A 12,817-nucleotide genomic window follows, 5' to 3' on the forward strand; every position below is an offset into this window, starting at 1 on the left:
CCTCGCCTCGCTCGCCATAATCGCCCGATGCACTCGTCTCCCATCGTGCGATGAACACGATCCCACTCGATGCGATCCTGATCGGCGGCGGCCACAACGGCCTCGTCTGCGCCGCCTATCTCGCCAAGGCGGGACTCAAAGTCTGCGTGCTCGAAAAGCGAGACGTCGTCGGCGGCGCGGCGGTGACCGAGGAATTCCATCCGGGATTCCGCAACTCGGTCGCTGCGTACACCGTCTCGCTGTTGCAGCCGAAGGTGATCCGCGATCTCGAACTCGAAAAGCACGGGCTGGAGATCGTGCTGCGCAAGGCCAGCAATTTCCTGCCGCGCCCCGACGGCACGTATCTCTTGACCGGCGCCGGCCGCACGCGCGAGGAGGTGGCGAAATTCTCGAAGAAGGACGCTGAGATCCTGCCCGAGTACGAGCGCCGCCTCGATCGGATCGCCGACGTGCTGCGCGAACTCGCGCTCGAAGCGCCGCCGAACATGACTTCGGGCGGCTGGATCAAAGCGCTGCCCGAGCTGATCCGCGCCGGTAAGCTCGGCAAGCGCCTGTCCGCGCTCGACGAGCAGATGCGTCTGGAACTACTCGACCTGTTTTCGATTTCCGCCGCCGAATACCTCGACCGCTTTTTCGAAAGCGAGCCGATCAAGGCCGTGCTCGGTTTCGACGGCATCGTCGGCAACTACGCGAGCCCGTACACGCCGGGCAGCGCCTACGTGCTGCTGCACCACGTGTTCGGCGAGGTCAACGGCGTCAAGGGCGCGTGGGGCCACGCGATGGGCGGCATGGGCGCGATCACGCAGGCGATGGCGAAGGCGGCCGCGGCGGCGGGCGCGCAGATCCGCACGGGCAGCGGCGTGCGCGAAGTGATCGTCGAAGGAGGCAAGGCTGTCGGTGTCGTCACCGACCGGGGCGAGACGCTGCGCGCGCGCGCGCTCGTGGCCAACGTCAACCCGAAGCTGCTCTACGAGCGTCTGTTCGACCGGAAAAACGTGCCGGCGCTGACGCGCGAGCGCATGGCGAATTACAAATGCGGTTCCGGCACGTTCCGCATGAACGTCGCGCTGTCGGGACTGCCAAGTTTCTCCTGCCTGCCCGGCGACGGCGACCATCTGACCGCCGGCATCATCATGGCGCCGAGCATCGACTACATGGACCGCGCCTGGCTCGATGCGCGCGCCTACGGCTGGTCGCGCGAGCCGATCGTCGAGATGCTGATTCCGTCCACGCTCGACGACTCGCTTGCGCCGAAGGGCCGGCACGTCGCCAGCCTGTTCTGCCAGCAGGTTGCGCCGACGCTGCCGAACGGCAAGACCTGGGACGACTGCCGCGAGGAAGTCGCCGACCTGATGATCGCGACTGTCGACAAGTTCGCGCCGGGCTTCAAGAGCCTCGTCGTCGGCCGCCAGATCAAGTCGCCGCTCGACCTCGAACGCGATTTCGGCCTGGTCGGCGGCGACATCATGCACGGTGCGCTCACGCTCAACCAGCTGTTCAGCGCGCGGCCGATGCTCGGCCAGGGCGGCTATCGCGGCGCAATGCCGGGCCTGTACCTGTGCGGCGCGGGCACGCATCCGGGCGGCGGCGTGACCGGCGCACCGGGGCACAATGCGGCGCAGGTGATCGTCAAGGATATGCGCTGAAACGGCGCGGGCTTCAGCCTTTCCCGTCGACCGGCTTGTGCTGCAAGGCCAGCCCCTTGAGCACGTTCACCGCTTCGGTCAGCGCGTAGTCGTCCGTGTTGCCGCGCGCTTCGGGCTTGTCCTCGTCGCCGCTTTTTTCGTTCGTGCCTTTCAGGTGATTGGGCAGGTCGCGTTCGCCGGTGATGAAGCTCGGCGGCGTATCGCGCGCGACGAGCTTGAGGTCGCCCAGTTCGATGTCGGGTTTGATGCCCTCGGCCTGGATCGAGATGCCGCTCGGCGTGTAGTAGCGCGCGGTGGTCAGCTTGATCGCATGCGTATCGTCGAGCGGCAGCACGGTCTGCACCGAACCCTTGCCGAACGTGCGCCGGCCCATGATCAGCGCGCGGTGGTTGTCCTTGAGCGCGCCGGCGACGATCTCGGCGGCCGAAGCTGTGCCGTTGTCGGCGAGCACGACGATCGGCGCGCCGTCGATCAGATCGCCCGGCGTGGCGTGGAAGGCGAGGTCGGATTGTTTGAGCCGGCCGCGGGTCGTGACGATCACGCCCGAGTCGAGGAAATCGTCGCTGACTTCGACGGCCGAAGTGAGCAGCCCGCCCGGATTGCTGCGCAGGTCGAGCACGAGGCCTTTCACCGGCTGGTTCTTGTCGCGCAGCTTGGCCAGCTTGCGTTTCACTTCGCCGCCCGTGTCCTCCTGGAACTGGGCGATGCGCAGGTAGGCGTAGCCGAGTTCGATCCAGCGTGCGCGCACGCTGGCGACGCGGATCGTCTGGCGCGTCAGCTTGACGTCGACCGGCGCGCTCGCGCCCTCGTGCACCACGCTCAGCGTGACTTCGGTGCCGACCTTGCCGCGCAGCATGTTCGATGCCTCGTTCGCGTTCTCCGCGGTGATCGGCTTGCCATCAATGCGCACGATCGTGTCGCCCGCCTTGATGCCGCCGCGCTCGGCGGGCGAATCGTCGATCGGCGCGACCACGCGCAGCGTGCCCTCGACCGTGAGCACTTCGATGCCGAGGCCGTTGTAGCTGCCGGTGGTGTCTTCCGACAGATCGGACATCGCCTTCTCGTCGAGGTATTCGCTATGCGGATCGAGGTTGGCGAGCATGCCTTTGACCGCGGATTGCAGCAGGGTCCTGTCGTCGACCGGCTCGACGTAGGCCTGCTTGACCAACGCGAACACCGCGGCGAACGCGCGCACGTCGTTGATGTCGAGCGCGGTCTTCTTCGCCGCTTCGGCCGCCGCAGGCGGCGTGTCGGGCGTGGCCTCGTCGGCGCGGGCGACAGAAATGTTTGTCGCAATGGCCAGCATGAAAACGATGAGTTTGTTCGACATCGGAATGAACCTTACATGGAGCCGTCATTCCCGCGAAAGCGGGAATGACGGCAGAAAAAGAAGCCTATACATTTCATAGTGCCGCCGCACGTCCAATCAAGGCCTGAGCCAGCCGCGTGGATCGATTGGCTTGCCCTGCGCGCGCAGCTCGAAGTACACACCCGCTGTCTTCTGGCCGCCTGTGGCGCCGCTCGTCGCGACAACCTCGTTTGCATCGACCCAGTCGCCGACGTCCTTGAGCAGGGTTTCGTTGTAGCCGTACAAGCTCAGATAACCATCGCCGTGGTCGACGATCAGCAGCAAGCCGAAGCCGCGCATCCAGTCGGCGAACACGACGCGACCGTGCGACACGGCATGCACTTCGGCGCCTTCCGCCGCGGCGATCACGACGCCATTGCTGACATGCTCGCCCGATTTCGCGCCGAAACCCGAGACCAGCCGACCACGCACGGGCCAGCTCAATCGACCGCGCATCGAGGCGAACGGTTCCGCGCCGGCGATCTGCTTGGGGATGTCGGCGAACACGTCGCGCAGTTTGGCGAGCAGGTCGTTCAGATTTTTCTCGTCTTGGCCGAGCGCGGCGAGCCGCGCCTGGTCGTCCTTGATCTGCCTGTCGAGATCGGCGAGCGCCTGCGCGCGCTGCGCGCGTTCGGCGTCGAGTTGCCCGGCTTCGTCGGCGCGTTGCGCGCGCGTCGCGGCGAGCTGCGCGGTTTCCGCGTCGATCGCCTTGTGCACTTCGGCCAGCGCGTCGAGGTCCTTGAGCAGCGCCTGGATCTGCTCGACGCGCGCACGCTCGAAGTAATGGAAATACTCGAGCATGCGGCCGATCTTCGCGACGTCCTCCTGCGCGAGCAGCAGTTTCAATTCCTCGCCCCGGCCGACGACGTAGGCCGCGCGAAGCAGCGCGGCCAGGGTTTCGCGCTGTGCGGCGAGCTTGACGTCGAGCGCGTCGCGCCGGGTTTCCGACTGCTTCAACCGATCCTGTTGCTCGGCGAGCTTCTGGTCGATGGAGCGCAGTTCCTTTGCCGTGGCGGCGACCTTGAGGTCCTGCTCGCGCAGCGCGGCGGCGGCTTCGTCCTTCTTTGCCGCGGTTTCCTTCTGCGCATCGACGATTTTCTTGATCTCGGCGCGAACGGTTTCGAGTTTTTGCTTCGCCTGCGTTTCCTGCGCGTTGCGTTGCGTTTCGTCGTTTTGCGCGTGGGCCGAGTTTGTGCCGATCAGGCTGATGACAGCCGATGCGATCGCCACCGCGATCTTGCTCGTCATTCCGGCGAAAGCCGGACTGCGCAGGCAGGGATGCCGAAGCGAACATTCGCGCAGCGAATGGCCCGAAGGGCACGCGGCAGGAATGCCGCGTGTAATCCAGCACCTTGGCCTTTGCTCGTCATTCCAGCGAAAGCGGGAATCCAGCTTTTGCTCTGGCTCTTGATTCTGTTCTGACCGCATCCGTTCGCCTTTCCGCGCGCGTCCGGCGCGCGGGTCACTTTCTCTTGCTTGTGCAAGAGAAAGTAACCAAAGAGAACACACCCCGGATGCCGCGCTCGCAGCTACGCTGCGAGTCCGCGAGGTCAGGCCGGGGTTCGTTGAACGCACGTCCGTGTGCGTACAACGAACTCGCGCGCATCGTGCGCGCGACCCTGCGGGCGTTTCCGTCCTGCCCTCGCCGCGGCAAACGGGGACCCGAAGATCACGAGCCAGATCACGAGCCAGATCAAGAGCTTCGACGTGTGGAGTGCTTTTGATTTTGCTTCTGCGCGCAGGAGCGCGCTGCTCTGGCTTTCGGGTCCCCATTGCATTGCGGCGGCAGCGGACGGAAGAGCCCGCAGGGGCGGCGCGAGGGATCGCGCCGACTTCGCTGCCTGCACAGGGACGTGCAGTCAGCGAAGCCCGGCCGCTGACGCGGACCTTTCGGGCAGGATGCCCGAAAGGCGCAATGCTCTGGGGCGTGTTTCTTTGCTTCCTTTCTTTGCACGAGCAAAGAAAGGAAGACGCTCGCCCGTAGGGCGAGTGGAAGCTCTGGCTCTTAAAAAAGTCGAAGACACTGGATTCCCGCCGGAAGCACGCGGGAATGACGGGCGAAAGCGATTCCGGCTTGCGCCGGAATGGCGGGAAAAAAAGCAAAAAGCGAATCAAGCGAAGCGGACGAGCGAATGACCGGTCATCTCCGCCGGCTGCGCCAGCCCCAGCAGCGCCAGCGCCGTCGGCGCCAGATCCTTCAGTGCGCCGTGTTCGAGCGTGGCCTTGCGACCGACGTAGACGAGCGGCACCGGGCCGACCGTGTGCTGGGTATGCGGCACGCCGTTGTCGTCGAGCATCTGCTCGAAGTTGCCGTGGTCGGCGCTGATCAGCATTTCGCCGCCCGCGTCGAGGATCGCGGCGAGAATCTTCGCGAGCGCGGCGTCGACCGCCTCGGCGGCCTTGATCGCGGCGTCGAGTTTGCCGGTGTGGCCAACCATGTCGGCATTGGCGATGTTGCAGACGATGAAGTCGTACTTCCTGCCGCGAATCGCCGCGGCGAGCCTGTCGGCGACCTCGGGCACGCTCATTTCCGGCTGCAGGTCGTAGGTGGCGACCTTCGGGCTCGGCACGAGGATGCGGTCCTCGTGCGCATACGGCGCCTCGCGGCCGCCGGAGAAGAAGAAAGTGACGTGCGCGTACTTCTCCGTTTCGGCGATGCGCAGTTGGGCGAGCCCCTTCGCGGCAAGGTATTCGCCGAGCGAGTTGGCGAGCGACTGCGGCGGATAGGCGATTGCGGTGACCGGCAAGTCGGCGCTGTATTCGGTCAGCGTGACGAACGCCGACAGCCTGGGGCGGCGCGCCTCGAAACCGGCGAACTTCGGATCGACGAACGCCTGCGTCAACTGGCGTGCGCGGTCGGAGCGGAAGTTCATGTAGACGATCGCATCGCCGTCGGCGACTTTGGCGCCGGCACCGATCACCGTCGGCTTGACGAACTCGTCGGTCTCGCCGCGCGCATACGCGGCAGCGAGCGCGGCCAGAGCGTCGTCCGCACGGAATTCGGCCTGCGCATCGACGATGGCGTCCCAGGCCAGCTTGACGCGTTCCCAGCGTTTGTCCCGATCCATCGCGTAGTAGCGTCCGCCGACTGTGGCGATGCGCGCATTGCCAAGCGCGGCACATTTCGCCTGAAGTTTTTCGAGCGAGGCGCGCGCGCTTTGCGGCGGGGTGTCGCGGCCGTCGAGAAACGCATGCACGGCAACGCGCGCGACGCCCTGCCTCGATGCCAGATCGAGCATCGCGAAAATGTGTTCTTCCTGCGAATGCACACCGCCCGGCGAAAGCAGGCCGAACATATGCAGTGTCGCGTCCTTCGCAGCGACGCAGGCGCCGATCAGCGCGGGATTGGCGAAGAAGCTGCCGTCCTCGATCGCCGCGTCGATGCGAGTCAGGTCCTGGTAGACGACGCGGCCGGCACCGATGTTCATGTGGCCGACTTCGGAATTGCCCATCTGCCCGTCCGGCAGGCCGACGAAGCGGCCGTGCGTTTCCACCAGCGTGTGCGGATACGTCGCGAGCAGGTGATGCCAGGTCGGCAGGTCCGCTTGCGCGAGCGCGTTGTTCTTGGGGTCGTCGCGATGGCCCCAGCCATCGAGGATCAACAGAAGTACGGGCTTCGGCGCGGACACGGCGGGGTTTCCTTGGACTTGCGGCGGTATCCTGCAATGGTAGCGGAAATACGAAGCGCGCCGTCATTCCGGCCTTCGCGGGGAATGACGGTGCAGGAAGCGATAAACCTTTTCAGCTGTCCTCGCATCTGAAATCCGGCAGACTCGATCACACCCACGGGAGACTTCCATGATTTGCACCAAGCTCGCCCTGCTGCTTGCGCTCGGCCTCGCCGCGCCGGCCTTCGCCCAGGATGACGTCGACAAGGTCAACGGCGGCATCGCCATTGCCGATGGCGACAGCGCCGGCAAGCTCAGCACGGTCAACGGCGGTATCCACGTCGGCGCGAACGCGCATGCGAAGAGCGCGGAGACGGTCAACGGCGGCATCAGCGTCGATGCCGGCGCCACGCTCGATTCGGTCGAGTCGGTCAACGGCGGCATCAAGCTTGGCGGCAACGCAAAAGTCGGCGGCACGGTCAACGTGGTCAACGGCTCGATCACCCTCGCGCAAGGCGCCGACGTGGCCGGCAAGACGTCGAACGTCAACGGCGGCATCCGGCTCGACGCGGCGCACATCGGCGGCGGCATCGAGACGGTCAACGGCGACATCACGATCGGCGCGAATTCGCGCGTCGAAGGCGGCATCGTCGTCGAGGAGAACCACAGCTGGCTCAACTTCAATTCGCACAAGCCGCGCATCGTGATCGGCCCGCACGCGGTCGTGCAGGGCACGCTGAAGTTCAAGCGCGAAGTCGAATTGTGGGTCAGCGACAGTGCCACGATCGGCGCCGTCGAAGGCGCGACCGCGCAGAAGTTCAGCGGCGACCAGCCGCCCGGCTGATCGTCCCGGCACATCCCGGACACAGGTATTTGCCGCGGACCGGAGCGAACAAACGCGGATTTACGCGAATGGAGCCATACGCCCCGATCTGCGCTGAAAATCTTCAGTGCGGCGGGTGAATCGAGCAAGGCACGGTTTGTTATGATCCGCGCGCATGCCGATACTCGTCCTCCTCTCGCTCGCCCTGCAGATCGCCTGCGCGGTGCATGTCGTGCGCACGCGCCGCGAGCTGTACTGGATTTGGATCATCCTGATCGGCTCCTATCTCGGCGTCGCCATCTACGTGATGGCGAACGTGCTGCCCGACCTGCGTCACGATCCGCGCGCGCGCAAGACCGCGACGAAGATGCTCGACACGGTGGCGCCCGAGCGCCGGCGCAAGCAGATCGAGCAGCGCCTCGAACTCGCCGACACCGTCGATAACCGCCGTGCGCTGGCCGAGGAATGCCTGAACCTCGGCGACTATGCCAACGCGGCCGAGCTGTACCGCTCCGTGCTGACCGGGATGAACGCGAACGATGCTGGCTTTTTGCTGGGGCTGGCGCGTGCGCTGGCTGGGCTTGACGATTTCGCCGGCGCACGCGATACGCTGGACAAGCTGTCGGCGACGAATCCCCAGCTTCGCTCCAACGACGCCGATCTTTTGCGCACGCGCATCGACGAGGCGCTCGGTGACCCCGCCGCCGCGCTCGCGCGCTACCGCGATCTGGCCACGAGCTACCCCGGCGAGGAGGCGCGCTATTGCTACGGCGCCCTGCTCGTGCAGCGCTCGCGTTTCCGCGAGGCGCGCGAGGTGTTCAACGACATGCTCAAGCGCGCCAAGGTGTCGCCGAGCTATTATCGGCGCAAGGAAGCGCACTGGCTCGATGCGGCCAAGCGCGACCTCGCCGGCCTTGGGCCGGGTTGATACCGCCTCGATCGTCTTCCGGAATTCCCCGCCCTTGAATCCTCTTTCCGCGCCGCCGGGCGCAACCGTACTCGACCGCAACCGCGGCATCGATGCGTTGCGCGGCGTGTCGATCCTCTGCGTCGTGATGCACCATCTCGCGATTCGCATTCCGCTGACGAAAACCGCGCTGACGGCGATCTTGCCGACCTGGCTTCTTGAAGGCGCGAGCGAGAATGGCGGGGAATCGGTCGCGATCTTCTTCGTGATTTCGGGATTCCTCATCACGCAGGGCGCGATCCGGCGCTGGGGAAGGTTGAGCGCGTTTTCCGCTGCGCAGTTCTATCTGTACCGCGCTTCCCGCATCCTGCCCACGCTGTTGCTCGTCGTCGCGCTGTTGAGCGCGCTTCATCTGGCCGGCGTGCCGTACTACGTGATCGACAAACCGGACCAATCGCTCGGCGGCGCGATCTTCGCCGCGCTCGGATTCCATGTGAACTGGTACGAAGGCCGCACGGGCTACCTGCCCGGAGGCTGGAACGTGATGTGGTCGCTGGCGGTCGAGGAAGCGTTCTATCTCGTTTTTCCGCTGGTCTGCCTGACCCTGGGCCGCGTGCGCTGGATGTTCGTCGCCGTGTTGGTCGCGCTCGTGTTTTCGCTGCCGTTCGTGCGCATGGCGCTGCACGCGGCCGGCGGCGGCATCTGGTATCAGGAAGCGTATCTGCCCGGCATGTCGGCGATCGCGCTCGGCGTGTTGATCGCAATGCTCGCAGTACGCATCTCACGACCGCCGCGCCGGCTGGCGCCGCTGCTGTGCGCGCTCGGCATCGCCGGACTCTGCGCCGTTTTTTTCGCCGGCCCCTTCGTGTGGAAGACGATGCGCGAGTACAACGCATGGCTGCTGACCGGCAGCGCCGCCAGCCTGATTCTCGGTTTGCACTGGCAATCGGCCACGGCACGACCATGGCAGTTGCGCGGATTGGGCTGGCTGCGTTCCTGCGGCCGCCTGAGTTACGAAATCTACCTGTTCCACATGTTCGTCGTGTTTGCGATCGTCGCCGTTTTCCGCACCGGCGGATTCGACATGCGCTGGGGCTTCCTCTGGTACGCGCCGACGCTGGCGCTCGCATGGCTGCTCGGCCTCGCCGTCGCAGGCGGCTTCTCGCAGCCGATCGAGCATAGGCTGCGGCAGCGGTTCGGCGGCGGCAACGCGAAGCCCGGCGTGCAGGCAACGGCCGCATGACGAATCGGCGCACGACGAAACGAACCTCGGCATTGCCGCGCCGGCTTATCCCGCTCGCGGCCGCGCTCGTTGCCGCATTATCCTTTTTTATACTTTTCCACAGATATTCGACCGAGCCTTCCGCTCCGCCCGCATCCAAGTCCGAGTCGGCCGCGGCCAAGCCGAAACCGACGGCGCTCGGCTGGCCAGCGCGCATTGTCCTCGTCTCGGGCGACGGCATCGACGGACTGCGCGACGGCCCCGCGGCGCAGGCGCGCTGGTCCGATCCGTGGGGCATCGCCGTCGATGCGCGCGGCAATGTTTACGTCGCCGATGCGGGCAACGCCAACCGCATCCGCAGGATCGCCGCGGACGGCAGCGTTTCGACGCTGGCCGGCGGCGGCGAAGGTTTCAAGGACGGCTCCGGCGCCGCGGCCGAGTTCAATACGCCGTCGGGCCTGGCGCTCGACGCGGCGGGCAATCTCTACGTGGCCGACACCGGCAACCACGCCATCCGCAAGATCACGCCGCAGGGCGCGGTGACGACGCTCGCCGGCACCGGCACGGCCGGCTACCGCGATGGCCCCGCCGCGCAAGCGCAATTCGATGCGCCGATCGGCGTCGCCGTCGACAGAAGTGGAAAAGTATACGTCGCCGACACCTACAACGACCGCATCCGCGCGATCGGCACCGACGGCGTCGTGAGCACGCTCGCCGGCGGCGATGCGCCGGACTACGGCGACGGCACCGGCGCGGAGGCGAGCTTCGATACGCCATGTGCGCTGACCGTCGACGACGGCGGCACGGTTTGGGTCGCCGACACGGGCAACGGCGCGATCCGCCGCATCGCGCCCGACGGCAAAGTGAGCACGTTCGCACGCGCGACGGCGCTGGACGACAAGGTATTGCTGCGCCGGCCGCTGAGCCTCGCGCTCGCTCGCGACGGCACGCTCTACGTCGGCGACGTGGCGCACGGCAGGGTGCTGCAATTCGCGCCCGACGCGCGCATGGCCGTGCTGACCGGCGCGAGTGGCGACGGCGACCGCTTCGTGCGCCCGACCGGCCTCGTGCTCGATGCCGACGGTTCGCTGCGTCTGACCGACGCGCCGAGCCATCGCATCCATGCGATCCGGCCGGCCGCGGCGAATGCGCTAGCCGAAGCGCCGTCGCCGATCGGCCCGGCCCCCGACGCGCCGCCGCCGGACACGCAGGGGCGCTGGCCGATGCGGCCGCAGAACGCACGCCATGAAATCGTCGGCACGGTCGGCGAGGTGCGCGGCGACGGCAAGATTCTCGACCACCTGCACGACGGCCTCGACATCCACAACGACGTCGGCGCGCGCGTGCTCGCGATCGCCGAGGCGAAGATCGAAGACCCGCTCGCCACCTGGGCCGCGGGCGAACTGCGCGAAGGCATTTCGCTCGAAACCTTGAGCTACATCCACACGAAGGTCGGGCGCAACGCCAAGGACGAACCGATCGACGAAGCGCGCTTCCAACTGTTCCGCGACGACAAGGGCGCGGTCGATCGCGTGCGCGTGCGCCGCGGCACGCGTTTCGGCGTCGGCGACGCGCTCGGCACGACGAATGCGATGGCGCACGTGCATCTGATCTGGGGCGAGAACGGCTTCATGCGCAACGCGATCGCGCTCGGCTTCACCGGTTTCGCCGACCACGTGCCGCCGCATATCGAAAACATGCAGATTCAGACGGCGGACGGCCGCGCCCTCGCGCAGAAGCGGCACGGGCGGCTGATCGTGCCGCGCGACGCGCAGGGCGTCTCCATCGTCGTCGAAGCCTGGGACCAGGTCGACGGTAACGAAGCGCGCCGGCGCCTCGGCCTGTATTCGATCGGCTACCAGAATCCTCGGTAGGGACGGCAGCCCGGCGCCCGGATTCGACGCGCCGCGCATCACGCAGGTCTTCGACCGCCTGCCCGCCGACGGCGCGGCGGCCGCGATCGCCTACGCTCCGGCCAGCGGCATCACCGTCTACGGCAGCGCGGCGACGCGCTTCCGCTACCTCGTCACGAACTCGCTGCGCGCGGGTCGCGCGGAAACGGGCACGTGGCGCACCGACACGCTGCCGCCCGGCGATTACATCGTGCGCATCTTCGCCGGCGATTACGCGGGCAATGTGGCCGCGAAGAATCGCGATCTGGCGGTCACGCTGATGGACCCGGGCGATATCGAACCGGCGAAGTCTCAGTCGCAACCGAAGTCCAAACCAAAGCGCAAGACGTCGAAATGACTCTTGCCGCGTGGAATTTCCCGAGCGAGCTTCAGCGCGGATCAACTGGAACAAGCGGATAAAACGAACCCTTACCTGCTCTCATCCGTTGTCATCGGCCCTATCCGCGTCAAGCGCTTTTGTCGGGCTGCGCGGAGAACCGCTTGTAGTGCCACTGGTACTGCACCGGCGCCAGGCGGATGCAGTTTTCCACGCCGCGATTGAGTGCGGCGACCGCAGCGGGCAGATCGGGATCGGCAATGCCCTCGGGCGCGGGCAGGAAATGCAGCACATAGCCTTCGCCGCGCGGCAGGCGCTCGGCGAAGGCGAACAGTACGGTCGCGCCGGTGCGCTGCGCAAGGCGCGAGAGCAGCACCATCGTCAGCGCAGGCCGGCCGAAGAACGGCGCGAACTTGCCTTCGCCCTGCTTGGGCTCCTGGTCGGGCAGGATGCCGACGACGCCTCCCGAGGCCAGCCGCCTGAACAGCGTGCGCACGCCGGCGCTGCCTTCGGCGCGCACCTGCTCGGCGGCGAGGCCGCCGCGCGCGCGGATCAGCAGCGGCTCCAGTTCCGGTTGCCGCGGCGGCCGGTAGGCGATGGCGATCTTCGTGCGGTGGCACAGCCAGTAGTTGAGCAGTTCGAAGCAGCCCAGGTGGGGGGCGGCGACGATCAGGCCGCGCCCGGCGGCCAGGGCCGCGTCGAACCGCTCGCCGCCGTCCACCTCGCGCACGAGGGCCAGCGTGCGCGCGGGGTCGCCCGTCCAGATTTTGGTCACCTCGAAGAAGGATTTGCCCGCTTCGGCCAGCGCCTCGCGCAGGAACTGATGCTTTTCCTCGCCAAATGACGTATTGATTCTTGTGAGGGTGTGTTCGGCCTTGCGCCGCATCGGGTTGTCGGTGCGGGCGGCGAGCCATCCGAATCCCGCGCCGAGCGCATGCAGGGCGCGCAGGGGCAGCAAACCGAGCAGGCGCAAGAGGCCGTAAAGAATCCGGATGTACCAGCGCATGTCGAGCGAAACCGGAGAAATTCCGCAT

Annotated in this window: 10 protein-coding genes; 6 read left to right on the plus strand and 4 right to left on the minus strand. The window is 66.6% G+C overall.

All coding sequences use genetic code 11. From position 1 onward, the window contains the following. Positions 1-50 precede the first annotated feature (50 nt). Positions 51-1,646, plus strand: coding sequence for a phytoene desaturase family protein (locus QM741_RS08095; protein ID WP_415207205.1), 1,596 nt, complete (start codon positions 51-53; stop codon positions 1,644-1,646). A 13-nt stretch (positions 1,647-1,659) separates the two neighbouring features. Here QM741_RS08095 and QM741_RS08100 read toward each other — a convergent pair whose 3' ends face one another. From QM741_RS08100 to gpmI, 3 genes are all read right to left on the minus strand, one after another. Continuing rightward, positions 1,660-2,976 (minus strand): S41 family peptidase, encoded by a 1,317-nt coding sequence (locus QM741_RS08100; protein ID WP_415207206.1) that lies wholly within the window; start codon positions 2,974-2,976, stop codon positions 1,660-1,662. Positions 2,977-3,072: 96 nt separating this feature from the next. Beyond that, positions 3,073-4,242 carry a murein hydrolase activator EnvC family protein gene (locus tag QM741_RS08105; RefSeq protein ID WP_415207207.1) on the minus strand — a complete coding sequence of 390 codons (1,170 nt, stop codon included), beginning with the start codon at positions 4,240-4,242 and terminating at the stop codon, positions 3,073-3,075. An 863-nt stretch (positions 4,243-5,105) separates the two neighbouring features. Further along, entirely contained in the window at positions 5,106-6,623 is a 1,518-nt protein-coding gene (gene gpmI / locus QM741_RS08110) for a 2,3-bisphosphoglycerate-independent phosphoglycerate mutase (RefSeq protein WP_415207208.1), read from the minus strand. Between the two features lie 169 nt (positions 6,624-6,792). Between gpmI and QM741_RS08115 the strand changes: the two genes are divergently transcribed. The 5 genes from QM741_RS08115 (at position 6,793) to QM741_RS08135 (ending at position 11,804) form a co-directional block, all read left to right on the plus strand. After that, positions 6,793-7,446, plus strand: a complete 654-nt coding sequence (locus QM741_RS08115; protein WP_415207209.1) for a hypothetical protein — start codon at positions 6,793-6,795, stop codon at positions 7,444-7,446. A 154-nt stretch (positions 7,447-7,600) separates the two neighbouring features. Further along, positions 7,601-8,353 (plus strand): tetratricopeptide repeat protein, encoded by a 753-nt coding sequence (locus tag QM741_RS08120; RefSeq protein WP_415207210.1) that lies wholly within the window; start codon positions 7,601-7,603, stop codon positions 8,351-8,353. Positions 8,354-8,387: 34 nt separating this feature from the next. Further along, positions 8,388-9,575, plus strand: a complete 1,188-nt coding sequence (locus tag QM741_RS08125; protein ID WP_415207211.1) for an acyltransferase family protein — start codon at positions 8,388-8,390, stop codon at positions 9,573-9,575. Next, positions 9,572-11,428, plus strand: coding sequence for an NHL repeat-containing protein (locus tag QM741_RS08130; protein ID WP_415207212.1), 1,857 nt, complete (start codon positions 9,572-9,574; stop codon positions 11,426-11,428). Before QM741_RS08125 ends, QM741_RS08130 begins: the two co-directional genes overlap by 4 nt. Positions 11,429-11,657: 229 nt before the next feature. Further along, positions 11,658-11,804 (plus strand): hypothetical protein, encoded by a 147-nt coding sequence (locus QM741_RS08135; RefSeq protein ID WP_415207213.1) that lies wholly within the window; start codon positions 11,658-11,660, stop codon positions 11,802-11,804. Positions 11,805-11,913: 109 nt separating this feature from the next. Here the strand turns inward: QM741_RS08135 and QM741_RS08140 are convergent, their stop codons facing one another. Beyond that, positions 11,914-12,789 carry a lipid A biosynthesis acyltransferase gene (locus QM741_RS08140; RefSeq protein WP_415207214.1) on the minus strand — a complete coding sequence of 292 codons (876 nt, stop codon included), beginning with the start codon at positions 12,787-12,789 and terminating at the stop codon, positions 11,914-11,916. Positions 12,790-12,817: the final 28 nt, after the last annotated feature.

This window comes from Rudaea sp., assembly GCF_047601565.1.
GTDB lineage: Bacteria > Pseudomonadota > Gammaproteobacteria > Xanthomonadales > Rhodanobacteraceae > Rudaea.